The organism is Streptomyces sp. NBC_01390, from assembly GCF_045040105.1.
Lineage (GTDB): Bacteria > Actinomycetota > Actinomycetes > Streptomycetales > Streptomycetaceae > Streptomyces.
On sequence record NZ_CP109551.1, the window covers coordinates 7,886,009 to 7,911,461 of the forward strand.

Here is a 25,453-nt window from a genome sequence, read left to right on the forward strand (position 1 = left end):
TGGGAGCATGGCGTTCGTGACCCAGACGACTGACCGCCGGCTTCCCTTCCCGCTCCTGCGTACCCGGGTCCGTCACCGGGTGCGTGACCGGATCCGCGACCGACTGCGTGACCGTTCCCCCGGACTGGGCGCCGGACTGCTCGGCGGCGCCGTCGCGGCCGGGCTCGGGCTCGGTTCGTTCGCCGTACTCGTCATGGTGCTGTGGATCAGCTCGCCGTACCCGGACAGCGGCCCCGACGGCGCCCTGCACATCGCCGCCGCGCTCTGGCTGCTCGCCCACGGAGTCGAACTCGTCCGGGTGGACGGCCTGTCCGGCGCCCCCGCGCCCGTAGGTGTCACCCCGCTCCTCCTGCTCGCGCTCCCGGTCTGGCTGCTGCACCGCGCCGCCCGCGACGCGACGGTGGGCCCGGAGGAGGAGGGGGCGGCAGAGGATGTGCCGCCCCTTCCCGCCGGTACCGTCTGGCTCGGTGTCGTCGCCGGCTATCTGGCCGTCGGCGGGGGTGTCGCGCTGTACGCGTCCGGGGGCGGCCTGCGTCCCGACTGGGCGTCGACGGCCGTCTGCGTGCCGCTGCTCACCATGGCGGCGGCGGGCGCCGGGGTGTGGACGGCGTACGGTCGCCCGCACGGACCCGTGTCGCCCCGAGTGCTGTGTCTGCTGCCCAGGCCAGTACGTCGGCCGGTCCTGGACCCGGATGCCCGTGGCCGCTTCCTGGCCGCCGGGCGTGCTGCCGGGGCCGGTACCGCCGTGTTCGTCGGGGGCGGGGCGCTGCTCGTCGCGGTGTCGCTGGTGGGGCACGGCGGGGCCGCCCGGACCTCCTTCCTCCAGCTGACGGAGGCGTGGTCGGGCCGGATCGCCGTACTGCTGCTGTGTCTGGCCCTGATCCCCAACGCGGCACTGTGGGGCGCGGCCTACGCCCTCGGCCCGGGTTTCACCCTCGGCGCGGACCATGTCACGGGGCCGCTGGCGTCCGACCCGGCGCCGCTGCTGCCACCGTTCCCGTTGCTGTCGGCGGTGCCTGAGGCCGGGCCGGGCACCCCGCTTGCCTGGGCGGTCGTCGCGGTACCGGTGGTGGCCGGGCTGACGTTGGCCTGGTTCACGGCGCAGGCGGCGGCAGACCCGGGCGAGGGGAGAACGCCCTGGTCGGGCGGGCGTACCGCCGCGAACGCGGGTCTTGCCGCCGCCCTGTGCGCGGGCGCGCTCGCGACGCTGGCCGCCCTGGCGGGCGGGCCGCTCGGAAGCGGCGCCCTCGCCCATGTCGGACCGGTGTGGTGGCAGATGGGCGCGGCGACGCTGGTGTGGACGGCGGCCGTCGCCGTCCCGACGGCCCTGGGGCTGCGTGCCGGGCGGCTGCGGAAGCGGCCGAAGACCTCGGGCGCGGACACCGGCACGCTCAAGCTGAGGCCTGCGGAGGCACCCGCCGGGGCGAGGAAACCGCACGGGAGCACGGCAGGCGACCCGTATGAGGCGTACGAGGTGAGCGATCCCTATGGGTTGGAGGCCGTGTACGACTTCCTCCCCACCGACCTGCCGTCAGCGTCCGGGGCACCCTCACCCTCACCCTGGTACGGCGACACCGCGTCCCGGGAGGCCCGCTGGGCGGCGCTGAAGGAGGCATCGTCGACGCCGCCTCAGGAGCCGGAATCGGAATCGGAAGCGAAATCGCAGGCGGAGCCGGAAGAGACACAGCCGCAGCCATAGCCATAGCCATAGCCGAGGCGTGCCCTAGTTGTTCGTGCCGAACACCTTCCGGAGTGGCTTCGGGAGCAGGTCGCCGCAGGCCTTCTGGGAGGTGGTCGTGAGCGCGTCGTTCCTGCACGTGTAGTAGTCGCGGTACACGAACTGCAGGGCGATCGTCCCGGCGACCAGGGCGAGGGCGAGGGAGGCCGTGACCAGGCCGCTGATCGCGGCCGTCCGCTGCTGCCGTTTCACGCTGCCCGTGCCGGGCGAGGGCGCCGGGGCGTCCGGGTTCGGGGTGCGGGGCTTGGCGCGCAGGGCGCTGATGCCCCAGTTCAGGGCGAGCGCCCCGAGCAGCAGTGCCACGTAGGGCCAGCCGAAGAGGGCGAAGAAGAAGGCCCACATGCCGCACAGCAGTGCGAACCGGGCGTGGCGCTGGGCCGGGTCCGTCGGGTCCCAGCGCGGGTTGGTGCCCGGTCCGTCGCCCGCGCCCTCGGGGCCGCCCTGTCCGCCGGGCCGGCCGGAGCGGTCGCCGAAGCCGCCCGGGGAACGGCCGGGCTGCCGGTCGCTCCACTGGCTGCCCCACGGGGAGTGACCGGCGTCCCCGGAGGAGTCGTCGCCCGCCGGACGCCGGGGTTGCCACGGCTTGTCCGGTGTGCCCTCGGGCGGCGGGGCGAACGGGTTGTCGTCCTGGGCCGCGCTTCCCTGTCCGTCGCCGTTCGCGCCGGAGTCGCCGGTCTTCTTGCCCGAAGGCGCGTCGGGCGGCGACGCGGGGCGCTCCCGCAGCAGCACCGACTGCGGGGTGAGCGGGAGGAGTCGCAGGCTGCGGTCGGACATCAAGTGAGCGTCTTCCCCTTGTTGATCACGGTTGATCACGGCCACGGGTGTTGGTTCATGGCTGTCGATTAAGGCTGCTTCGGCATGAGCCGTCACCCCGTGAACGCACCGCATGACGACCGCGTTCCCGAACCGGCTCCTCCCAGACGCTACCTTCCGGCCACGCCCCCGTCCCGTGGGGGCTGTCCGGAGTGCCGGTATCGTTGCTGCCGGTCGGCCGCTTCGTAGACTTCCCCGTATCCCGGGGCGCGAAGCATTTGTACGACCGTACAAACGCTCCCCCGAGAAAGGGCCCCGCCGTGGCCGAGTCCCAGGCAGTCAAGCGCCTCGTTGTGCTGGTCTCCGGGTCCGGTACGAATCTGCAGGCGCTCCTCGACACCGTCGCGGCCACCGGCACCGAGGCCTACGGGGCCGAGATCGTCGCCGTCGGGGCCGACCGCGACGGCATCGAGGGGCTCGCGCGCGCGGAGCGTGCCGGGCTGCCGACCTTCGTGTGCCGGGTGAAGGACCACGCCACCCGGGCGGAGTGGGACGCGGCGCTCGCCGAGGCGGTGGCCTCGTACGAACCCGATCTGGTCGTCTCCGCCGGGTTCATGAAGATCGTGGGCAAGGAGTTCCTGGCCCTCTTCGGCGGGCGGTTCGTCAACACGCATCCCGCCCTGCTGCCCAGTTTTCCGGGGGCCCACGGCGTTCGCGACGCGCTCGCGTACGGCGCCAGGGTCACCGGCTGCACCGTCCACTTCGTCGACGACGGCGTCGACACCGGACCGATCATCGCTCAGGGCGTGGTGGAGATCCGGGACGAGGACGACGAGAGCGCTCTGCACGAGCGCATCAAGGAAGTCGAGCGAAGGCTGCTCGTCGATGTCGTGGGGCGGCTCGCCCGCAACGGCTATCGCATTGAGGGACGAAAGGTAGTTATCCAGTGACCGCCGACATCGCCGACATCACTGTCACGGCCGAGAGCAACAAGCGGGTCATCCGCCGGGCGCTCGTCAGCGTCTACGACAAGACCGGTCTGGAAGAGCTGGCCCGTGGTCTGCACGAGGCCGGCGTGGAGCTCGTCTCCACGGGGTCGACGGCGGGCCGGATCGCCGCCGCCGGCGTCCCCGTCACCAAGGTCGAGGAGCTCACCGGCTTCCCCGAGTGCCTGGACGGCCGGGTCAAGACCCTGCACCCCAAGGTGCACGCGGGCATCCTCGCCGACCTGCGCCTGGAGGACCACCGCAACCAGCTCGCCGAGCTGGGCGTCGAGCCCTTCGACCTGGTCGTCGTCAACCTCTACCCGTTCCGCGAGACGGTCGCCTCCGGCGCCTCGCCCGACGAGTGCGTGGAGCAGATCGACATCGGCGGCCCGTCGATGGTCCGGGCGGCGGCGAAGAACCACCCGTCGGTGGCCGTGGTCACGAGCCCGGCGCGGTACGCCGACGTCCTGGCCGCGGTCAAGGACGGCGGCTTCGACCTCACCGCCCGCAAGCGGCTGGCCGCCGAGGCCTTCCGGCACACCGCCGAGTACGACATCGCCGTGGCGAGCTGGTTCGCGAGCGCCTACGCGCCCGCCGACGAGTCGCAGTTCCCCGACTTCATCGCCGCCGCCCTGGAGCGCAAGAGCACCCTCCGCTACGGCGAGAACCCGCACCAGCCCGCCGCGCTCTACGTCGACGGCACGGGGACCGGTCTCGCCGAGGCCGAGCAGCTGCACGGCAAGGAGATGTCGTACAACAACTACACGGACACGGATGCCGCGCGCCGTGCCGCGTACGACCACGACGAGCCCTGCGTCGCCATCATCAAGCACGCCAACCCCTGTGGCATCGCGGTCGGTTCGGACGTCGCCGAGGCGCACCGCAAGGCGCACGCCTGTGACCCGCTGTCGGCGTTCGGCGGGGTCATCGCGGTCAACCGCCCGGTCAGCAAGGAGCTGGCCGAGCAGGTCGCCGAGATCTTCACCGAGGTCATCGTCGCGCCCGACTACGAGGACGGCGCCCTCGAAGCCCTCGCCAAGAAGAAGAACATCCGCGTCCTGAAGGCCCCGGCCGCGCCCTCGCACCCCGCAGAGGTCAAGCCCATCGACGGCGGCGCGCTCCTCCAGGTGACGGACCGTCTCCAGGCGGACGGCGACGACCCGGCCAACTGGACCCTGGCGACCGGCGAGGCGCTGTCCGCGTCCGAGCTCGCGGACCTCGCCTTCGCCTGGAAGGCGTGCCGCGCGGTCAAGTCCAACGCCATCCTGCTGGCGAAGGACGGTGCCTCGGTCGGCGTCGGCATGGGCCAGGTCAACCGCGTCGACTCGGCGAAGCTGGCGGTCGAGCGGGCGGGGGAGGAGCGGGCGCGCGGTGCGTACGCTGCCTCGGACGCGTTCTTCCCGTTCCCGGACGGGCTGGAGATCCTCACGGCGGCCGGCGTCAAGGCGGTTGTGCAGCCCGGCGGTTCGATGCGCGACGAGCTGGTGGTCGAGGCGGCAAAGAAGGCGGGCGTCACCATGTACTTCACGGGGACGCGGCACTTCTTCCACTGAGTTCTGCGCGTCTCGTGAGTCCTGTGTGTCTTGCGAGTTCTGCTGAACGGCGCGTGCTGCGGCCCACCGGAATCCGTTCCGGTGGGCCGCGGGCGTTTCAGGGACGTTGGGTGGGTGACGCCGTGCCGCGGGCGGCTCGTTCGCAGTTCGGCCAGTCGTGGAAGTCGTGGTTCCTGTCCCACAGGCGCTTGGCCGCCGTGATGTTCCACGCCGGGTCCAGCGCCTGCCGCGGGGTGCCGCCCAGATCGCGCAGACGGGCGTCGGAGATCTGGAACACGCCCCAGTTACGGGTGCCGTTGGTGTTGGGCAGGATGTGCAGCGGGTCCAGGAAGGACTGGCAGTCCGCGATGGCGACGGCCTTGGCGGGCTCCTCCTTGAACACCGTACGGATGCGCTGGCGCACCTTCTCCGGCGACCACACGTTCATGCGCACGTTCGGCGACGAGTACAGCGCCTTCTTCGTCGCGTCGTCCACGATCCCGTTGGGCGGGAGGCCGGCGAACACCTGGAACGCGGTGACCCGGCGCAGGGTCTGCGGCCCGAAGTCCGAGTCGACGCCGATGTCCGCGCCCTTGTCGTGCAGCAACTGCTGCACCTCGTGGACGCAGGTGTCGTGCTCGCCCATGGCGACCACCGAACGACAGCCCGACGAGAACAGCACACGGTCGTCATGGCTGTCGGACGATGCCTCCTGCGTCGACAGGACCCAGGCGGAGACACCGAGCGTCACGACCGCGGCCACCGCCGCGGCGACGACCGAGTAGCGGGATCGGCGCATCGGGGTGGGGGCCGGCGTCGCGGGTATCTCGTCGGCGACCGGGTCCGTCACCGCGCCCCCGGTCTCCGTACGCACCTCCCCGCCGGCTTCCCCGTTCGGCTCCGCACTGCCCTCTGCATCCGACTCCGCACTCGACTCCCCGCTCTCCTTGAGCCGGGCCGTGTCCGCGAGTGCCCAGAGCCGGTGCAGCGACCGCAGTTCGTCCGGGGACGCCCCACAGACCGTGCCGAGGCGGTGGACGCTTCCGTAGTCCTGCGGCACCGAGGTGCCCTTGCAGTAGCGGTGCAGTGTGGAGCCGGCTATGTCGGTCCGCTTCGCGAGTGCTTCGTAGCTGAGTCCTGATCTGTTCTTCAACGCGCGCAGTGTCGCGGCGAGTTGTTCGGATTCCGGGTGTGCGGGCATGGTTTCCCCCCATGGCACGTTGGTCAGACGCTCCAGTAGCCGGGCCACTGTGCCACGCAGGCCGTCCCATGGCCGTTCCAACGATCTCGGAACGTGCCAGGCGACCGGCGTCCATCCGTCCCGGCATCCCAGCGGGCCCGATTTCCTTGCCCGGCGCTCTGGGCCCGCCCTCGGTGGGGCGACGCACCAGGGCCGTGTCTCCCGATGTGCGCGGTGAGACACGGCCCTTGGCGGTGACCGGCGTGAACGGGCCGTCGCCCGCCGCCTCCTGGTCCTGGTGCGTCTTAGTACGTCATGGTGCCTACTGGTGGGCCGCCGGGTACTTCGACCGGTTGAACCAGGCCGCGCCCTCGGACTTGCCGACGAACACCGCGACGAGGATCGCGAGCACGGTGTGCACCAGGCCGACGACGATGAACGGGTAGACGCCGAGGACGGCGGTGATGATCGCGAAGACCATCGTGGTGATCCGGATGCCGCTGCCGCCGCTGCCGAACTTCGCGCCCAGGACGATCGCGAAGACCCCCCAGGCGAGAACCACCGCGGTGATGGCCCACAGGGCGCCGGACGAGTAGTCGGCGAGCTGCTGGAAGTCGACGTCGTCCTTGAGCTGCTGGTCGTTCTTCGCGGCGTTGATCGCGACCGCGGACACCGCGATGAGGATGGCGCCGATCACCTGGAAGCCCGCGATGACGAACAGCATCACGCGGGCTGCCTTCACATTGCCCGGCATCGTGAGCGGACCGCCCGGGTAGCCGCCGTAGCCCGGCTGGCCTCCGTAGCCCTGCTGGCCGAGCGGCGGGGCCGTCGGATAGCCGTAGCCGGGCTGCTGGGGCGGGGTCTGCTGGGGGTAGCCGTAGCCGGGCGCCGGCTGCTGGGGCTGCTGCTGGGGCGGGCCGTAGGGGTTGTTCGGGTCGCCGAAACTCATGGCGGGTCTTCCTCCGTATGCGTCAAGTGCGGGGACGACGCGAGGCACCGAACGGAGGAAGGTGATGTACAGATGCGGTCCGCCCCCCGGCCCTGCCCGCGGCACTGTGCGACTCATCGTTCTTCAGGCCGGTCGGGCTTGTCCAGACGCTTTGTCCATGTGTTGTGCAAGTGCAACATCCGTGATCATGCATCGTGGCCAGTGAGACACCTGGATCCAGGACCCGGATCCAGGACGCGGATCGGGACCCGGATTGGAACCCGGAGGCGGTCATCCGCGAGGATGGGGGCATGACCGCCCAGATTCTCGATGGCAAGGCCACCGCAGCCGCGATCAAGTCCGATCTGACCGCCCGCGTGGCGGCGCTGAAGGAGAAGGGCGTCACGCCCGGCCTCGGCACGATCCTCGTCGGGGACGACCCCGGCAGCCAGAAGTACGTCGCCGGCAAGCACCGCGACTGCGCCCAGGTGGGCATCGCCTCCATCCAGCGCGAACTGCCCGCCACGGCTACCCAGGAGGAGATCGAGGCGGCGGTCCGCGAGCTGAACGAGGACCCCGCCTGCACCGGTTACATCGTCCAGCTGCCCCTGCCCAAGGGCATCGACGAGAACCGCATCCTCGAACTGATGGACCCCGACAAGGATGCCGACGGCCTCCACCCGATGAACCTCGGCCGTCTCGTGCTGAACGAGCCGGCCCCGCTTCCCTGCACCCCCAACGGCATCCTCACCCTGCTCCGCGCGCACGGCGTCGAGATCAAGGGCGCGGAGGTCGTGGTCGTCGGCCGCGGTGTCACCATCGGCCGCCCGATGCCGCTGCTGCTCACCCGGCGCAGCGAGAACGCGACGGTGACGCAGTGCCACACGGGTACGCGTGACCTGTCCTCGCACCTGAAGCGGGCGGACATCATCGTCGCCGCCGCGGGCTCGGCCCACCTCGTCCGCCCCGAGGACGTGAAGCCGGGCGCCGCCGTCCTCGACGTCGGTGTCTCGCGGGGCTCCGACGGCAAGATCGTGGGCGACGTCCACCCGGGCGTGGCCGAGGTCGCGGCCTGGATCTCCCCGAACCCCGGCGGAGTCGGCCCGATGACCCGTGCCCAGCTGCTCGTCAACGTGGTCGAGGCGGCGGAGCGCAGTGCCGGCTGAGGCGGAGGACAGGCGGGCGGAGCCCGCGACGGAGTCCGGCGCGGCGTCCGGTGAGGCGCCCGAGCCCACCGCCGTCGACCCCGTCAGCGCGCCGGACGTCCACGGGCGCCCCCGGCGTACGACGCGTCGTTTCCCCCTCTTCACGCGCGACACCGCGCGACCCGAGGGCGGCGGCCGGGCGGCTCCCGGGGACGCGCCCGCGCCCGCCCGGCAGTGGCCGATCCTCGCCGTGCTGGGCACGGTCGGACTCGGCCTGCTGCTGACCGCGCTCGACGTGTTCCGGTACGGGACGCTGCTGATCGGGGCCGCCCTGCTGGCCGGTGCGGTACTGCGCTGGGTGGTGCCGGACGTCGGGATGCTCGCCGTCCGCTCCCGGTTCACGGACATGGTCACGTACACGCTGCTGGGCACGGCCATCGTGCTGCTGTCGATGATGGCGCAGCCCGACCCGTGGCTGACGATCCCGTTCCTGGACGACACGCTGCACTACACGATCAGCGGCCAGGGCGGCTAGGACCGCGGGCAGGGCGGCCAGGACCGCAGGCAGGCCACAGAGGACCGGACTGCGGAGAACCGGACCACCGAGGACCGTACTTCGCCCCGGTGGGAACCGATCCGCCCTCTGACGTCGTCAAATGCCTCGGACCGGCCGACGAACGTCGAGGAGGACGCCCGATGAGCGCCTGGCAGCCGCTGCCGGACGATCTGCCGCCCGAGGTGCGGCACTTCGTGGAGCAGGTGCGGCTCCTCAAGGACCGCACCGGGCTCAGCCTCGCCGCGCTCGGGGCGCGTACCGCGTACAGCAAGTCCTCCTGGCAGCGGTACCTCAACGCGACCCAGCCGCCGCCCCGGCAGGCGATAGCCGCCCTGTGCCGGGTCGCGGGCCTCACTCCGGCCGACGCCGAGCGTTTCGCCGTGCGCCGGGAGCTGGCGGTGCAGGTCTGGCCCCGCCCACCGGCCCCGGATCCGGCGAAGCCGGACCAGCAGGGCGAGGCGGACGGGGGCGACGGGGTGTACGAGGAGGAGGTGCCCACCCTTCCGTGGTGGGTGGAGTCCAGGTCCGGGTCCGGCGGGGCTTCCGAGGCTTCCGGGGGGAAATCCGTGGACTCCTCGCGGCGGGTGCTTCTCGTCGCCGTACTCCTCGCGGTGGTGCTCGCGCTTGTCACCGTCGTCGGCGCTGTCGCTTTTGGTTGATGCTGTTGAGGAATTTGACACAAGAGAACCCGATGTGACCGCTCTTGTGCTTTCCGTGTGGCGATGTGTCGATAAGTTCGAGGATCTGCAACCGGGGTGCAATACGGCCGGGTTAATGTGGGCAATCGGGACGGTCCGGGGCGTCCCGTGCACCAGCCAGAGGTTCGGCCGACCGGGAGGGTTGTCGGTGGAACACTGGAACACTGGACCGTGAGCCAGGGGGTGCAACGGTGCACCTCCAGGCCTGACAATGCTCCCGTGCGCCCCCACCCCGGGAACCGAGATCCTGACCGGGCGCATCCGTGTGGGTAGCCAAGACAGTCGAGACGGGTTCGGCCAAGGGGATCCGAGGCACCAAGGCACCACGCACGGGAGAACAGCCAGCACGACCGGGGGGAAGAGGGGGGAGTTATGCCTCGTTGGAAGGCCTTGCCGGATGAACTGGATCCGCAGGTCAAGGAGTTCGCGAGCCAGCTGCGCAGACTTGTGGACCGCAGCGGCCTGAACATCGCGGCGGTTGCCGACCGCACGGGCTACAGCAAGACGTCGTGGGAGCGCTATCTGGGCGGTCGGCTTCTCGCGCCCAAGGGTGCGATCGTCGCTCTGGCCGAGGTCACCGGGACCAATCCGGTGCACCTGACCACGATGTGGGAGCTGGCCGAGCGCGCCTGGAGCCGCTCGGAGATGCGCCACGACATGACCATGGAGGCGATACGGATCTCCCAGGCGCGCGCCGCGCTGGGGGAGTTCGGAGCGCCTGCCGTCGAGACGAAGAACGCGAGCGGCAAGAACGGGCGGCCCGCCCGGAGCGCGACGGTGACTCCGGGGATCGCCGGACCCGCGGGCGTCTCGCCGACCGTGCCGCCGCAGCCGACGCCCCCGGAGGTCCGGGACTCGGTGGGCGACGTACGGGCGGGGGCGGCGCGGGGCGGTGTGTCCGGGGGCTCGGTGAGCTCCGCGAGTTCGGCCGGCTCGTCGAGTTCCGTCTCGGCCGAGAGCAACTCGTGGGGCATAGCCGGATATCAGGGACCGGCGGTGAGGGGCGGTGCCGGGGGGCGCCAGGCCCCGCCCGCCGATCCGGCCGGACCGGTCGGGCCCTCCGGTGCGTCGGGAGTGCCCGGATATCCGGGCGCGGCACCCTGGACTCCGGGTACGCCTGTGCCGGGACCCGGCGGTCCGCCGCAGGACGCCCGGCCGGGCGCCGGCGGGGGATCCGGCGGTTCGCGGCGCAAGCGGCGGCTCACGATGTTCCTCGCGGGCGTCGTGGGGGCGTCGGTCGTGGTCGCGGCGGCCCTGATCCTCACCAACCGGGGCGATGACACGCCGGAGGCCAAGGCGAGCCCGTCGCCGACCACCTCGGCCGCCACCAATCCCGACCTGCCGGTAGGTGTGGAGTGCAGCGGCGCCGCGTGCACCGGTAAGGACCCGGAGAACATGGGCTGCGGCGGCGAGTTGGCGCAGACCGCCAACAGTGTCACCGTCGGCACCACGCTCGTCGAGGTCCGCTACAGCAAGACCTGCCAGGCAGCCTGGGCGCGCATCACCCAGGCGGCCCCGGGCGACCAGGTCGACGTCACCGCCTCGGGCGCGGCGAAGCAGACCGGCGCGGTCGACACGGACACCGACGCGTACACGCCGATGGTGGCCGTGAAGGACGCGGGCGACGCGACGGCGTGCGTCACGCTCAAGGCGACCGGTCAGAAGGGCTGCACGCAGTAGCCCGGGCGGTCCGAACCCGGGCCGCGTGGCCCGGGGTCGGACCCGCGGGGACCCTCGTACGCCTGATTTTCATCAATCGGCGTACGAGGGGAATGCCCGCGCAGGTTCGGGGCAGGCGGACAGATACCCCCACGGGAGTCCGGCACAGTCGGTCCCCGGGCGGCGGCCGCTCCTCACTCCTCTCCCGGAGGGGCGGCCGTCGCCGTTCCTGACGCGGTGGGCGCGACTCCGTGGGGTGGGTGTGCAGGGCGGGTCTGTGGGGTGGGCCACACGGGACCCGGACATCCGGGATCCCGGATGCGCGATAGCCTGACGGCGGATCTCTCTTGACGCCAAGAGATCGATCATCCGAACCCCGGGGCAGCGACGCCCCACCGCCAGCTGTCATACGGAGAACGCCATGACCCGCACTCCCGTGAACGTCACCGTCACCGGCGCGGCCGGCCAGATCGGTTACGCCCTGCTCTTCCGCATCGCCTCCGGCCAGCTGCTCGGCGCGGACGTGCCGGTCAGGCTCCGCCTCCTGGAGATCACCCCGGCGCTCAAGGCCGCCGAGGGCACCGCCATGGAGCTGGACGACTGCGCCTTCCCGCTGCTCCAGGGCATCGACATCACGGACGACGCGAACGCAGCCTTCGACGGCGCCAACGTCGCCCTCCTGGTGGGCGCCCGCCCGCGCACCAAGGGCATGGAGCGCGGTGACCTCCTCTCGGCCAACGGCGGCATCTTCAAGCCCCAGGGCAAGGCCATCAACGACAACGCCGCGGACGACATCAAGGTCCTCGTCGTCGGCAACCCGGCCAACACCAACGCCCTGATCGCCCAGGCCGCCGCTCCGGACGTACCGGCCGAGCGCTTCACCGCGATGACCCGCCTGGACCACAACCGCGCGCTCACGCAGCTGGCGAAGAAGACGGGCTCGACGGTCGCCGACATCAAGCGCCTGACGATCTGGGGCAACCACTCCGCCACCCAGTACCCCGACATCTTCCACGCGACCGTCGGTGGCAAGAACGCCGCCGAGGTCGTCAGTGACGAGAAGTGGCTCGCGGAGGACTTCATCCCGACCGTCGCCAAGCGCGGCGCCGCGATCATCGAGGCCCGTGGCGCGTCCTCGGCCGCCTCCGCCGCCAACGCCGCCATCGACCACATCTACACCTGGGTCAACGGCACGGCGGACGGCGACTGGGCCTCCATGGGCATCCCGTCCGACGGCTCGTACGGCGTCCCGGAGGGCCTCATCTCCTCCTTCCCGGTCACCACGAAGGACGGCGTCTACGAGATCGTCCAGGGCCTGGACATCAACGAGTTCTCCCGCGCCCGCATCGACGCCTCGGTGCAGGAGCTGTCCGAGGAGCGCGACGCGGTCCGCGCCCTCGGTCTCATCTGAGTTCTCGTCCCAGTCCCAGTTCCAACAGCTTTTCTGCCGGGCCCCGTTCAGGCTTCTGCCGGACGGGGCCCGGCTGTGTCCGGCTCCGCCCGCACGGTCTGCGGGCTCTGACAATCCCCTGTCCCCGGAACGACTTGTCCCCCTATGCTGATATGTCGTCAACTGGCCGTCCGAAAACGGCCGTTACGTGCATCGGGGGTCATGTGAGTACCGGATACGTGCCGCAGCAGCCACAGCCGACACCAGGCGCCCCGCCCGCCCCGGCGCCCACCCCACCCCACGCCAGCGAGGCCACCCGGCTGCTGTGCGCCGGCACCTATCTGGACTCCCACTTCCGCGACCGGGTCATCGAGGAACTCCACCTCAACGAACAGCGGATCGTGGCGCCCTCGCTCGGCTTTCGACGCGGCCCGCGTCCTCGCGCACGCCCTACGGGCCAGACGCCAGGAGCTGCTGTGGGCAGGGGCGATCCTGGGCCTGTGGGCGATCGGTGCGGTGCTGACCGGTGGTCTGCTGGCCCTCTTTCTGTTCCCCATCGTGTACATCGCGGTCGCGTCCTGGATCCGGGGCCGCGACGCGTACCCGCCCCTGTACCGGCGGGTGCCCGCCTTCCTGCTCCGCTGGTGGGGCCGAGCCCTGTTCGCGCTGCTGCTGATCCTCACGACGGCCGTCGCGTTCGGCGTCCTCGACAAGGACTCGTCGAGCGGCTCGTCCTCCAGCTCGTACGACTCCGGACTGTACGGCGACGGCGACGGCTTCTCCGGCTCGCCGAGCGCTACCGGGCTTCATCGGCAGTGCGTCGGCGTTTCCGCCGGTGGTGAGGCCGATCTCGTGACTGTGGGGCGGAGCGCCGCAGTGTCGTTCCGGCGGAGCCGGAACGCTGCGGGTCACGGGGGTGAAGTGGGGAACGGGTGTTCCCGGCGACAGGGGGTGTCGTGTGTTCGTACGATCGGCGAATGCAGCTTCGGTACGCCTTCCGGTTGTACCCGGAGCCTGGTCAACGCGTCGCGTTGGCGAGGGCGTTCGGGTGTGCTCGTGTCGTGTTCAACGACGCGGTGCACGTCCGTGAGGATGCCCGCACGGCCCAGCAGCCCTACCCCAAGGCCGCTGTCCTGTCCCGGCAGTTGATCACCCGGGCCAGGAACACTCCTGAACGGTCCTGGCTGGGCGAGGTGTCCTCGGTCGTCCTGTAGCAGGCTTTACGGGACGTGGAGGCCGCGTACCGGAACTTCTTCGCCTCGCTGAAGGGGGAGCGCAAGGGGAAGCGGGTGGGTGCACCGCGTTTCAGGTCGCGCAAGGATGCCCGGCAGGCGATCCGGTTCACCGCGAACGCCCGCTGGAAGATCACGAGCGGTGGGCGGCTGTCGCTGCCGAAGATCGGCGACGTGAAGGTGAAGTGGTCGCGGGTCCTGCCCGTTGTGCCGTCGAGTGTGACGGTGATCGTGGATGCGGCGGGGCGGTACTTCGCCAGCTTCGTCATCGACACCGACGACGAGACGGACCGGGCCCGCTGGGGCGATCCGGACCCCTGGGCCGCGATCGGTATCGACCTGGGCCTGACCTACTTCGCGGTCCTCTCCGACGGAACGAAGATCGGCTCCCCGCGGTTTCTGCGCCGCGCGGAGAAGAAGCTGAGGAAAGCCCAGCGGGAGCTGTCCCGTAAGAAGAAGGGGTCGAGGAACCGGGCCAAGGCCCGGCTGAAGGTCGCCCGCGCTCACGCGGGGGTGGCGGATGCGCGCAAGGAGTTCCACCACCAGCTCTCCACGCAGTTGATTCGCGATAACCAAGCGGTCGCGGTGGAGGACCTGGCGGTATCGGGGCTCGCGCGTACCCGGCTGGCCAAGAGCGTGCACGACGCGGGCTGGTCGCAGTTCGTCGGCATGCTCGAATACAAGGCGAAAAGGTACGGGCGGACGTTCGTCAGGATCGGCCGGTTCGAGCCCACCAGCCAGGTGTGCTCCACCTGCGGGCACCGAGACGGGCCCAAACCCTTGCACGTACGGGAGTGGACCTGCCCCATGTGCCACACCCTCCACGACCGCGACCACAACGCCGCGACCAACGTCAAACAGGCCGCCGGACTGGCGGTATCAGCCTGCGGAGCGCCGGTAAGACCGGGACTTGTACCGGCACAGCGCGAAGAAACAGGAAGTCATGGAATCCCGCTCCGAGCACGTGCCGCGTAGCGCCACAGCAGCGAACGGGATGGCCGAAAGCCCCCTCCTTCAGGAGGGGGTACAAGTCAAGGACGTACTGGTGCCGTCCAGCGGTGACGTCGACAGCCTGATCGACCCCTGGCAGGCCTGGGTCACGTTCACGATGTTTGAGCTGATCGCCCTGTGCGTGGCCGCGCAGCGCGGCCAGTTCGCCCGGGCGCTGGCCCGGAACTCTCCCCGCAGCGCTTCCCGGACGCCGCCTCCGACCCGGCCGAGTGGGCCGAGGGGGCGCGGTTCCAGTGGCTCAAGGACCGTATCCGGCTCGAACAGCACGCGCCGTTGATCATGTACAACGAGGCATGGCCGTTCCGAGGGGCGGGCGCGGCCTACCAGACGTGGGTCCTCGCCGTGGAGTTGCGGCCCGACGAGACGAAGAAGCAGCAGCCGCTCGGCAACCGTGTCGTACTGGAGCGGATCCGGCCGCTGATCGAACAGCTTCGGCTGCCCGCCGAGTACGCCGGTCAGCTCGGGCGCGACCGGCTGCGGAGGCTGGAGATCGACGAGTGCGTGTTCCTGCCCGCCGAGGGGATCCGGCGGCGCGAGGAGGCGCCGTACCATCCGCGGGCCTTCGAGGAGCACCGGGCGCGGGCGGACACGACGGCCCCGTCCTCCGCGCCCGTTTCCGAACCGCCCGTCGGCTACACGCTGTTGGAGGACGGGGAGGGCTTCCGGATCGCCCTCCCCGAGAGGTGGACACGCACCACGGCGGACTCCTCGTACGGCATCCGTGTGGTCAACTACCACAGTCCTGACCGGACTCACCGCCTCCAGGTGTACCAAGTGGCGGAGCCGTCGCCGGCCGAGTCGTTCAGGCTGTTCCTGTCGGGCGCGACCGCCAAGGCGCCCGGGTTCTCGGAGCTCCGCCTGCAGACCCTCGACGACGGCACCTTCACGGGAACCCGGCTGGAGTATCTGGCCGACTCGATCAGGGGTGAAGCCGACCTCGGTACCTGGCACGTCTACGACGAGCGGTTCGTGGCCTCGGACGGCAAGATCTACGCGATCACCGTGTACGGCCCGGACGCGGACGGCCGCGACGACGAACTGGAGCTTCTCACCACGGCGTTGGACTGGTTCTGCCCGCCCCTCGGCACCTGCGACGCGCCGACTCCGCAGGGGTCCACGCCAGGGAACCCCTGAATTCAGAACCACCGAATTCGGTGAAATCGGGTGTCCGGCAGGCCATTTGTGTGCACGCTCAGTACATGAGCGACTACAGGGACGATGTCCCGGCGTATCTGACGGTCCGGGTCACCGCCCAGGACGGCCCGATCGCGGCCTTCGCCGAGCAGGAGGCGGGGGAGGCCGCGCGGCGGTACCCCGACCTGATGGGGGTGGGCATCCCCGAGTTCTTCCACGCCAGGGAGTGCGAGACGGGCGGCTGGGAGCTCTACGGCTACGGCAGCGACACACCGCAGGGTTCCCGGGACTCGCTCGGCTCGGTGTTCCGGATGCGCGCGGGCGAGGCGCACGAGGCCGGGGACGAGGTCGCCCGGCGCAAGTGGCTGGCGGCGGCGGTGCGCATGGACCGGGAGGTGGTGGACGACGTACGGGTGCGCGGCGAGCGCTTCCGGATCGTACGGGCCTCACGCTTCGTCCGGATGGGGCCGAACGGTCCCGAGCCGCCCCGCCCGTCGGATCCCGACCCGGCGGAGGTCGGCGAGGCGTACCGGGTGGGGCCGCGCACCAAGGGCTTCGTGGTCGACCCCGTCACCGGTACCGGGCTGTCGGACGGCATCCTCAAGCTGGACCTCATCCAGTTCGTCGGCGTCGCGCCCGGCGCGCCGGAGGCGGTCCGGGACGAGGCGCGGCGGGCGATCCACACGCATCCGGGCGGGGTGCTGCTGCCCGCCGTCTACATGATCTCCGAGCGGGTGGACGGGAGTTGGCGCGCGCACAACCCCGGCGCCTCCGACTCCACGCCCCAGGGCGCGCGGGACTCCCTCGCCTACTGGCTGCGCGTGATGGCCCCCTTCACCCTGCGCCTGAGCGAGGAGAAGGCCGCGGAGTACGCCCTGGCCGCCGACCGCGTCGACGAGAGGCGTTCCAACGTCGCGACCGTCGACGGCGTCCGCTACCGCGTCACCCGGGTCGAACGCCTCGTCAGGGTCGGCCCCGACGGCCCCGAGGGCCCGCGCCCCTCCGACTTCGACCCCGATCCGCCCGTCGACGTACAGACCCGCCGGCTCAAGGAACAGGGCCTGTGGCGGGAGGAGGACGACGAGCCGATCCAACTCAGCGAACGCTCGCAGGAGCTGAAGCGCAGATGGGATGCGGAGGAGGTCCGGAGGCTGGCGGTGCGCGAGAGCAGGAAGAAGGGGAAGGAGGAGGGGACGGGTGACGGGTCAAGAACTCCGTGAGGTGCCTCGCTTTCCGGAGATTTTCTGATCCCGGAGCAGTTTTCAGCGTATACAGTAATCCCATGACCACCATTGAACCCATATCCCGAGTCGCCCTCAAGAAAATCACTCCCGAGGTCTCCGCCTCGATGGGCGCACTGCACGGAGCGGCCGTTTCCGCCGCTCAGGACGCCAAGGTCGAACCCGAAATCCTGGAACTGATCCGGATTCGCGCCTCCCAGCTCAACGGCTGTGCGTTCTGCCTCGACATGCACACCAAGGACGCCCGCGCCCAGGGCGAGACCGAGCAGCGGATCTACGCCCTGAACGCCTGGCGGGAGACCCCCTTCTTCACAGAACGGGAGCGCGCCGCACTGGCGTTGACCGAGGCCGTGACCCTGGTGCACGACGGGCATGTGCCCGATGGCGTGTACGCAGAGGCCGCCGATGTCTTCGACGAGGCGCAGGTCGCGGCGCTGATCTGGGCGGCCACGGTCATCAACGCGTACAACCGGATCGCCATCGCGACGCGAATGGCTCCCGGGGGTTATCAGGCGGTCCAGAAGAGCAGCTGAATTCGGGGAATGGGAATGGGAATACAGGGCAGGGCGATTTGAAATCGTCCTGCCCTACCTTTTTCTGCCCTACCTTTTTTCCTGTTTACTCCAGGGGTTGGGTCAGGTCCTCCAGCCATTGCCGCCATTCCGTTGCCCGTGTCGCACGCCCCGCCCGCATAGGCGGTTCCGTTCCGCCCGTCCATTCCGTCACCGGGCGGATTCCGTGCAGCGCGTTCACCAGCCACACCTCGCGGTCGTCCAGGTCGGCGAGGGTGCGTTCGCGGTGGGCGACGCGGATGCCCGTGCGCTGGGCGCGTTCCTGGATGAGGGCGACGGTGACTCCGGCCAGGACGGGGAGTTGCGGCGAGGGCAGACACAGGGTGTCGTCCTCCCACCACAGGAGGCTGGAGGTGGCGCCCTCCAGGACCACGCCCGAGGGGGCGATCAGTACCGCCTCGTCCGCACCCTCCGTGGCCGCCCGCTGCCGGACCCGGCCCAGGATGTCCAGGTCGGGCCCCTTGCGGCGGGGGACGGTACGCGGGTCCAACTGGCCTGCGGCCCAGACCCGTACGCCCGTGCCGAGTGGCGGTGCGGGACGGAGTAGGAGTCTCAACTCCCGTGATTCGGCGCCAAGTTCGACGCGGGGGAACCACTCCCCGGTGCGTGGCAGTGCGGCCGTCATGTCCCGCCAGAAATCGACCAGTTGGCGCAGGGAGGGGCCGCCGGAGTCACCGCACGCCCGCAGGAAACGCTCCCGGTGCCGGGCAAGGCCCCGTACCCGGCCGTCGCGCAGCAGCCACGAGTCGGCGACCGCCAGTCGCTCACCGATCGTCGGCACGGAACCGTGCGAGTCCGGGCCGGTCAGGCCCCGGCGTGGCGTCCACGTCAACAGCCCTGGCGTGGCCGCTGCCTGTGTTGCTGTTCGCGTCATCAAGTGCTCTTCCTGATACCTCGGTACACCTTGGTCAGTACTTGCGGCCCGCCACCGCCGGTGCCCCGTTACGGGGTCCGTACGGTGCGTGCTCCAGCCACGATCCGCACCACGGCAGCATCGGGGCGAGGGCCGCCGCCGCGCGCTGCTTGGCCCGTTCGATCCGGCGCCGTGGACGCAGGTGGTCCAGCGCGTTGCCGGCGGCGGCGCTGTTGAACACGGCCGCCGCATGCCGTACTTCGGCGAACTCGGCGACCGCTCCCACCAGCCCCGTCCTGGACACCGCCGCGATGGCCTCCGCCGCTGCCGCCGCGTCCGCGATGCCGCTGTTCATCCCGCGTGCCCCGAACGGCGGGAACAGATGCGCCGCCTCCCCGACGAGCAGCACCCGCCGGTGCCGGTCGGTGAAGGCGTCCGCGACCTTGCGCAGGAAGCGGTACGTCGACACCCACAGGATCTGGTTCCCGTACCCGGGCGCCTCCAGCACCTCCGGCAGCCAGTTCCGTACGGCCTCCTCCGTGCCGTACGACTCCTGCGGGTCGTCGTCGCGGCACTGGAGGTCGACCTGGAAGCCGCCGGTGAACGGCACGCGCATCACGCTTCGGCCGCCCACGCCCGGGTGTTCGTAGTGGAAGACCCGCTCCAGGGGGAGTTCGGCGCCGGGGATGTCGGCGACGTCCACGACCACGTGGAACCCCTCCGAGCGCGTCCCCTCCATGGTGATCCCCAGCTCCGCCCGTACGGCGGAACGGGCGCCGTCGGCCGCCACGACATGGGTGCCGTGCCAGACGCCGCCGTCGGAGTCGGTGAGGGTGACCCCGGTCGGCGAGGAGTCGACGCCCGTCACCCGTACGCCCCACGCGAACTCCACCCCCGCGGCCCGGCAGGCGGCGCGCAGGAAGCGCTCGGTGTCCACCTGGCGCAGGCTGGTGAAGGGCGGGGTGTTCGTGGACGCCTTCGGCTGCTCCGGGAAGGTGCGGGAGTAGACCTCGCGGCCCCGGTACAGCGTGCGCCGGGTGTGCCACGTACGCCCGTACGACGCGAACTCGGCGGCCAGGCCCGGGCGCATCCCGTCCAGCAGGCGCAGGGTCTCGCGGTGCACGAACAGGGCGCGACTGCCCGGGCGTTGACGGCCCTCGGGGTCCGCCTCCAGGACGACGACGGGCAGCCCGTGGGCGCGCAGACCGAGGGCGGCGGAGAGACCGACGGGACCCGCGCCGACGACCAGGATCCGGTCGGCCGCCTGTTCCGGGGGGTTCATGCGCGTGCGCCCTCGGCCAGCATGCGGGTGATCTCCAGCCGCTTCACCTTCCACGTCGCCGTCATCGGCAGCTCCTCGAACCGCCACTGCCGGGGCTCGGCCATCGTCGGCAGATCGGCGGTGGCCTGACGCCAGCGGTCCGGGTCCAACGGCACCTCGTCCCGCACGCAGACCACGGGCACCGGCTCACGGTCGGCGCCCGGCACGATGACGACCTCGCGCAGCTCCTCCAGCCGGTCCATCAGCGTGTCCTCGACCTCCAGGTTGCTGTGCACGGAGTCGATCTGGTCGACCTCGCGGTCGATGAGGTACAGCGCGCCGAGCCTGCTCCGGTACCCCATGTCGCCCATCTGCCACCACCCGTCGCCGCCGAGCTGGCGCTGGTACTGCTCGCGCGCTCCGAGGTAGGTGAGGATGCGTCCGCGCGTACGGGCCTCGATGCGACCCGGCTTGCCGGGCGCGGCGGGCCGGCCGTCGTCGTCCGTGACCCGGACGCGGGTGAAGCCGGGTATCCCGATCCCGACCCGGCGGCCGTCCGCCTTGGCGACACTGCGCCGGGTGAACCACTGGAAGGCGACGGGCCCGGTCTCGCTCTGCCCGTACAGCTGGATCAGCCAGGCGCTACGGCGCTTCGAGGCGCCCAGCAGCCGCCGTACGGTCCGCGGGTGGATCGCGTCGAACGTCGAGCCGTACGACCTTACGCGCGACAGCGGTTGACCCGGGGCGTCCGCCAACTCCTCCCACAGGACGAAGGTGTTGGGGTGGGTCTCCACGATGCCCGGGCGGTGGCGGGCCAGCAGCGGGCCCACGGAGGCCGGCGTCGGGTCGGTGATGAGGAGCAGCGGGCTGCCGAAGTGCAGGAGTACGCCGAGGAGATGGTAGAAGCGCGAGTGCACGAACGACATGTGCAGCGCGGCCGTCTCCCCGCGCGTGGGCCAGCCCATCGCCTGCTGCGGTACGAGCCGGTTCCACATGGTGTTCGCGCAGTGCACGGCGAGTTTGGGGATGCCGGTGGTGCCCGAACTGTGGGTGATCAGGGCGGGTTCGCGGGGGTGGAGGCGGACCGGGGCGGCGGGCTCGGCACCGGCGTACATCGCCAGCGGCTCGGCTCCGGGCGCGTCGGCGCCCGCGTCGGCGTTCACGGCAAGGGTTCGGCGTACGAGGGGGGAGAGGTCCAACTCGCTCAGCGGGCCGGTGAGTTTGGCGCTGTCGGTGAGCAGCCAGGGGCGGTGCAGCCGGGCCAGCAGCTGGCCGACGACCGGTCCGGCGAGGCCGGGGGAGAGCAGCACGGGAACCGCGCCGATCCGGGAGACGGCACAGGTCAGCAGCACGATGTCGACGTTGTCCGTCTTGTGGACGACCACCTCCTCCGAGGGCCGCACCCCGGCCGCCCACAGCCGTGCCGACAACTCCTCGACCAGATCGGCCAGTTGGGTGTAGCTGAGATCGACTCCGAGGTCGGGGCTGACGTCGAGCGGCCGGTCCAGGGTGACGAAGACGGCTCCGTGGCGGTCGGCGGCGCGCCGGAAGACCGGGCCCAGATAGAAACCGCGGTCGGCGAGCAGGGGCTGCGGCTGTGGCATGCGCCCGTTCCCTTCTGAGGTACGTGTTGTACGGCGGGGGCCTGCGGGGGTCACCAGGCGCCCTGGCGGACCAGATGGCGGCGGAGCTTTCCCGTCGAGGTGCGGGGCAGCGACGGGACGAAGCTGACGCTCCGGGGGACTTTGAAGGCGGCGAGACGTTCGCGGGCGAGCTCGATGAGTTCCGTCTCCAGACCTGCCCGGGCCGGTCCGACGGGGACGACGAAGGCACGCAGTCTGCTGAAGCCCCGCTCGTCGGTGAGAGCGGCGACGGCGATCTCCCGCACCGCCGGATGGGTGCGCAGTACGGCCTCCACCTCCAGCGGTGAGACCGTGATGCCGCCGACCATCTCCATGTCGTCGGCGCGGCCCAGATGCCGGTAGCTGCCGTCCGGTTCACGTACCGCCCGGTCCCGGGTCGCCAGCCAGCCGCCGACCAGTGAACGGGCGTTCTCCTCGGGCTGGTTGAGGTACCCGCTCGTCAACGTGGGTCCCCGTACCCAGAGTTCACCCTCGACCCCGTCATTCACCTCGGCCTCGGATAACGGAACCCCGGCACGGTCGCGCAGCTCGACCTCGAAACCGGGGACGGGGCGGCCGACCGTACCGGGGTGGTTGTGGTCGAGGCTGTTGGCGCAGAAGGCGTGTCCGGCCTCCGTCGAGCCGATCTGCTCCAGCACCGGCGCGCCGAGCAGCTCGCCGATCTGCTGCCCGAGCCCGTCCGGGAGCCCCTCACCGGCCGAGACGGCGGCCCGTACGGAGGCGAAGCAGGCCTGGTGGCCGTTGCCCCGGTCGGCGACCAGGGCCGCGTAGGCGGACGGCACGGAGTAGAGCAGCGTCACCCGGTGCCGGGCGACGAGTTCGTCGACGGCGGCCGGGGCCGGACGCCGGTCGACCAGGACGGCCGAGGAGCCGGAGAAGAGCGGGAAGACGAAGGCGTTGCCGAAGCCGTAGGCGAAGTACAGCTTGGAGACGGAGAGGGTGACGTCGTCCTGGGTGATCCGCAGCAGACGGCGTCCGATGAGGTCGTGGTAGGTCTTCGGGTCGCCGTGACAGTGCACAACTCCCTTGGGCCGTCCGGTGGTTCCGGACGTGTACTGCACGTACAGGGGAGTGTGCGCGTCCACCGGGTGTGCTGCGGTGGCCGGTTCGGCGGTGGGGGCGAGGGCGGCGAGCTGGTCGGCACCGAGGAGGGGCCGGCCCGCGAAGCGCCGCTTCTCGCCCTCGCCCTCCTCCATCCAGGGCCCGGTCACGCACAGCACGGCCTCGGTGTCCTCGGTCATGAACGCGTGGTCGGCGGGCGGGAGTTCGGGGTTGACCAGGACGGCCACGGCACCGAGCCGCGCGACGGCGAGGAAGGCGGTCACCCAGGTGATGCCGTCGGGCAGCGCGAGGACCACCCGGTCGCCGGCGCCCACCCCGTGCCGGGCCAGCACCGTCGCCGTACGGGCGGCCAGGTCGTGCACCTCCCCGTGCGTCCAGGACCGGTGGCCCTGCCGGCTCTGGTGGAAGGCGGGCCGGTCGCTCCAGCCTCGCCGTTCGGCGAGGGCGACGAGATGGGCGGCGAGGTTGCCGGGGGCGTCGGCATCGGCGGGGAAGGACGCGGACCGGGGCGCGGGCGCGGGAGGAGCGGTGGCGGACGGGTGGATCGTCATCGGGCGGCCTCCTCGGCGGCGGCCGGCAGCGACGAGGACCGCTCGTACACCGGGTACTTCCGGTACGTCGGGTACTCCGAGCCCTTGGAGCCCTCCGAGTGCTCCAAGCGCTCCGGGTACGTCTCGTGCTCCCGGTCGTCCTGGTGCCGCTGCTGGTACTTCTCGAACTCCTCGTAGGCCCGCATCTGTGCGGCCGTCTTCAGCAGCATCTCGTCGTACTCCGCGACCGGGTCCGAACCGAGGACGATCGCGCCGCCCGCGCCCAGCTGCATCTCGCCGTCGGCGATCACGGCGGTCCGGATGACGATGCTGAGATCGGCGCCGCCGCTGCATCCCAGGTAGCCGAGGGCCCCCGAGTACACGCCACGGGCCTCGGTTTCCAGCGAGTCGATGATCTCCATCGTGCGGAGCTTGGGCGCGCCGGTCATGGAGCCGCCGGGGAAGCAGGCGCGGACCGCGTCGACCGCGCCGGTGCCCTCGCGCAGCCGCCCCTCGACGTAGGAGACGAGCTGGTGCACGGTGGCGTACGTCTCGGCGACCATGAGCCTGGAGACGCGGACCGTGCCGGTGCGGCAGACCTGGCCCAGGTCGTTGCGGAGCAGGTCGACGATCATCAGGTTCTCGGCGCGCGTCTTGTCGTCGGCGGCGAGCGAGTCGCGGAGGCGGTCGTCCTCCGCCGGGTCCTGGCCGCGCGGGGCGGTGCCCTTGATGGGTCTGGCCTCGGCCATGCCGTCCCGGGTGATCCGCAGGAACCGCTCGGGGGAGGAGCCGGCCACATCGAGGTCCCCGAACCGCAGGAAGGCCGAGTACGGAGCAGGGTTGACCCTGCGCAGGACCCGGTAGTAGTCGTACGCGTCCCGAGGGGCCGGCATCCGGGCCGCGTTGGTGAGACAGACCTCGTAACTCGTGCCGGCCGTCAACTCCCTTCGGCAGGCCTCGATGTCGGCGAGATAGGTGGCCCGGTCGCGCACCAGCCACGGTTCGGCGGCGGCGGGGTCCGGCTCGGTGGCCGGTACGGGTGCCGACGGCTGCTGACCGGACACGAAGGAGAGCTGGGCCAGGGCGCTGTCGAGCCAGTCGGCGGCCTCCAGCGTGGCCTGCGGAGTGTCCTCGGCGACGCAGACCGCGTACGTGTAGCCCTCCTGGTGGTCCACCGCGATCAGCCGGTCGGCGAACAGCCAGCAGGCGTCGGGGGTTTGGGCCCGGTGGACGTTGGGCGAAGCTCCGCAGTCGGCCTTCGTCTCGTACCCGAAGTAGCCGACGTAGCCGCCGGTGAAGTCGAACGGCAGGCCGGTGGAATCGACATGACGGTTCGTCAACTGCCGCTTCAGGTAGTCGAAGACGCTCGCCCGGACCTTGCGCGTCGGCCGTCCGGGCCGCTCGATCTCACAGACGCCGCTCGTGACGTCGTAGCGCACGAACTCGGCGAGCGGGCCCGACCCGTCCCCGAAGAACGAGAACCGTGACCGCCCCTTCTCGACCTGTGAACTGTCCAGCCAGAAGGCGCGCGACGAGCCGGCGTACATCCGGCCGAACGCGGCCTCCGTGTCCACGGCGGTGGCGATCCGGCGGGTGTGGAGACGGTGGGTGGGACGCTGTTGCGGGGAGCGGCGCTGGGCGGGAATGCGGGTGGTCCGGGGGACGAGCGCCGGGGAGGAGGGCTCGGGCATCGCCGCCGCTCTGCGGGTGACGGCGGTGTTCTTGGCCCGGAGCTTGCGGGCGCGTTCCGCCGTGAGGTTGCGGAAGTTCATGAGCATGCGGCGGCCGTACTCGGTGAGGACCGACTCCGGGTGGAACTGCACTCCCCACAGGGGGCGCGTGCGGTGCCGCAGCCCCATCAGCACGCCGTCCTCGGCCCAGGCGGTGGCCTCAAGGGTGTCGGGCAGCGGCTCGCGCACGGCGAGGGAGTGGTAGCGCACGGCGGTGAAGTTCTGCGGCAGGCCCTTGAAGAGGTCCCGCTCGTCGTGCCGGATCGTCGAGAGATGCCCGTGTCGGGGCTCGGGGGCGGGGTCGATCCCGCCGCGCTCGCCGAGCGCGATCCCCTGATGGCCCAGGCAGACGCCCAGTACGGGTATCCGGGACTCGGCCAGTACACGTGCGCTGATCCCGAAGTCGCGGGGGGTGGCGGGGTGCCCGGGGCCCGGGGAGACGACCACGTTCTCGAACTTGTCGAATTCCAGCAGACTGTCGACTCTGCTGGTCAGCGTGTCGTTGCGGATCACCGTCGGCTCTTCGCCGTTGACCTCCGCGATCAGCTGGAACAGGTTGTACGTGTACGAGTCATAATTGTCGATGAGCAGGGTCTTCACCCGCCCACCTCCCTTGCAT

The 25,453-nt window shown here is 71.1% G+C and carries 18 protein-coding genes and 2 pseudogenes; 12 read left to right on the top strand and 8 right to left on the bottom strand.

All coding sequences use genetic code 11. The features are described 5' to 3' along the window. Window positions 1-7: 7 nt before the first annotated feature. Entirely contained in the window at window positions 8-1,699 is a 1,692-nt protein-coding gene (locus OG241_RS35535) for a DUF6350 family protein (RefSeq protein WP_405821264.1), read from the top strand. 24 nt (window positions 1,700-1,723) lie between these two features. On the opposite strand, the gene OG241_RS35540 is transcribed toward OG241_RS35535, so the two are convergent. Continuing rightward, complete coding sequence (locus tag OG241_RS35540) at window positions 1,724-2,512, bottom strand: hypothetical protein (protein WP_405821266.1); 789 nt, start codon at window positions 2,510-2,512, stop codon at window positions 1,724-1,726. Between the two features lie 299 nt (window positions 2,513-2,811). Here OG241_RS35540 and purN point away from each other — a divergent pair, with 299 nt between their 5' ends. Together purN and purH are read left to right on the top strand one after the other, a co-directional pair. Then, on the top strand, window positions 2,812-3,441 hold the full coding sequence (purN, locus tag OG241_RS35545) for a phosphoribosylglycinamide formyltransferase (RefSeq protein ID WP_405821268.1): 630 nt from the start codon (window positions 2,812-2,814) through the stop codon (window positions 3,439-3,441). 17 nt (window positions 3,442-3,458) lie between these two features. Then, window positions 3,459-5,030, top strand: coding sequence for a bifunctional phosphoribosylaminoimidazolecarboxamide formyltransferase/IMP cyclohydrolase (purH, locus tag OG241_RS35550; protein WP_405826597.1), 1,572 nt, complete (start codon window positions 3,459-3,461; stop codon window positions 5,028-5,030). Between the two features lie 97 nt (window positions 5,031-5,127). Here purH and OG241_RS35555 read toward each other — a convergent pair whose 3' ends face one another. Next, window positions 5,128-6,210, bottom strand: a complete 1,083-nt coding sequence (locus OG241_RS35555) for a helix-turn-helix domain-containing protein (RefSeq protein WP_405821270.1) — start codon at window positions 6,208-6,210, stop codon at window positions 5,128-5,130. 301 nt (window positions 6,211-6,511) lie between these two features. Continuing rightward, window positions 6,512-7,138 (bottom strand): hypothetical protein, encoded by a 627-nt coding sequence (locus tag OG241_RS35560; RefSeq protein WP_405821272.1) that lies wholly within the window; start codon window positions 7,136-7,138, stop codon window positions 6,512-6,514. A gap of 290 nt (window positions 7,139-7,428) precedes the next feature. Between OG241_RS35560 and OG241_RS35565 the strand changes: the two genes are divergently transcribed. The 9 genes and pseudogenes from OG241_RS35565 to OG241_RS35605 all read left to right on the top strand — a co-directional run bounded on the left by OG241_RS35565 (window position 7,429) and on the right by OG241_RS35605 (window position 17,716). Next, a complete protein-coding gene (locus OG241_RS35565; RefSeq protein WP_405821274.1) occupies window positions 7,429-8,283 on the top strand; it encodes a bifunctional methylenetetrahydrofolate dehydrogenase/methenyltetrahydrofolate cyclohydrolase in 855 nt (284 codons plus the stop codon). Then, window positions 8,273-8,797 carry a DUF3017 domain-containing protein gene (locus OG241_RS35570; RefSeq protein WP_405821276.1) on the top strand — a complete coding sequence of 175 codons (525 nt, stop codon included), beginning with the start codon at window positions 8,273-8,275 and terminating at the stop codon, window positions 8,795-8,797. Before OG241_RS35565 ends, OG241_RS35570 begins: the two co-directional genes overlap by 11 nt. A gap of 161 nt (window positions 8,798-8,958) precedes the next feature. Continuing rightward, window positions 8,959-9,477, top strand: coding sequence for a helix-turn-helix domain-containing protein (locus OG241_RS35575; protein WP_405821278.1), 519 nt, complete (start codon window positions 8,959-8,961; stop codon window positions 9,475-9,477). Window positions 9,478-9,888: 411 nt separating this feature from the next. Further along, window positions 9,889-11,196 carry an XRE family transcriptional regulator gene (locus OG241_RS35580; RefSeq protein WP_405821280.1) on the top strand — a complete coding sequence of 436 codons (1,308 nt, stop codon included), beginning with the start codon at window positions 9,889-9,891 and terminating at the stop codon, window positions 11,194-11,196. 400 nt (window positions 11,197-11,596) lie between these two features. Next, window positions 11,597-12,586, top strand: coding sequence for a malate dehydrogenase (locus OG241_RS35585; RefSeq protein ID WP_405821282.1), 990 nt, complete (start codon window positions 11,597-11,599; stop codon window positions 12,584-12,586). Window positions 12,587-13,542: 956 nt separating this feature from the next. Further along, window positions 13,543-14,772, top strand: a pseudogene (locus OG241_RS35590) (RNA-guided endonuclease InsQ/TnpB family protein). 88 nt (window positions 14,773-14,860) lie between these two features. After that, window positions 14,861-15,393: pseudogene (locus OG241_RS35595) on the top strand (hypothetical protein); the annotation flags it as partial. A gap of 614 nt (window positions 15,394-16,007) precedes the next feature. After that, window positions 16,008-17,162: a DUF5954 family protein gene (locus OG241_RS35600; RefSeq protein WP_405821283.1), complete on the top strand. Its 1,155-nt coding sequence runs from the start codon at window positions 16,008-16,010 to the stop codon at window positions 17,160-17,162. A 62-nt stretch (window positions 17,163-17,224) separates the two neighbouring features. Continuing rightward, window positions 17,225-17,716 carry a carboxymuconolactone decarboxylase family protein gene (locus tag OG241_RS35605; protein ID WP_405821285.1) on the top strand — a complete coding sequence of 164 codons (492 nt, stop codon included), beginning with the start codon at window positions 17,225-17,227 and terminating at the stop codon, window positions 17,714-17,716. Window positions 17,717-17,801: 85 nt separating this feature from the next. Here OG241_RS35605 and OG241_RS35610 read toward each other — a convergent pair whose 3' ends face one another. From OG241_RS35610 to pabB, 5 genes are read right to left on the bottom strand one after another with little or no spacing between them, the layout of a single operon-like run. Next, window positions 17,802-18,629: an aminotransferase class IV gene (locus OG241_RS35610; RefSeq protein ID WP_405821287.1), complete on the bottom strand. Its 828-nt coding sequence runs from the start codon at window positions 18,627-18,629 to the stop codon at window positions 17,802-17,804. Between the two features lie 34 nt (window positions 18,630-18,663). Next, window positions 18,664-19,890 (bottom strand): FAD-dependent monooxygenase, encoded by a 1,227-nt coding sequence (locus tag OG241_RS35615; RefSeq protein ID WP_405821289.1) that lies wholly within the window; start codon window positions 19,888-19,890, stop codon window positions 18,664-18,666. After that, window positions 19,887-21,473 carry a class I adenylate-forming enzyme family protein gene (locus tag OG241_RS35620; protein WP_405821291.1) on the bottom strand — a complete coding sequence of 529 codons (1,587 nt, stop codon included), beginning with the start codon at window positions 21,471-21,473 and terminating at the stop codon, window positions 19,887-19,889. Before OG241_RS35620 ends, OG241_RS35615 begins: the two co-directional genes overlap by 4 nt. 50 nt (window positions 21,474-21,523) lie before the next feature. Continuing rightward, window positions 21,524-23,125, bottom strand: a complete 1,602-nt coding sequence (locus OG241_RS35625; protein WP_405821293.1) for a benzoate-CoA ligase family protein — start codon at window positions 23,123-23,125, stop codon at window positions 21,524-21,526. After that, the gene (gene pabB / locus OG241_RS35630) at window positions 23,122-25,434 is read right to left on the bottom strand and encodes an aminodeoxychorismate synthase component I (RefSeq protein ID WP_405821295.1); all 2,313 of its coding nucleotides are present in this window, start codon (window positions 25,432-25,434) and stop codon (window positions 23,122-23,124) included. Before pabB ends, OG241_RS35625 begins: the two co-directional genes overlap by 4 nt. Window positions 25,435-25,453 lie beyond the last annotated feature (19 nt).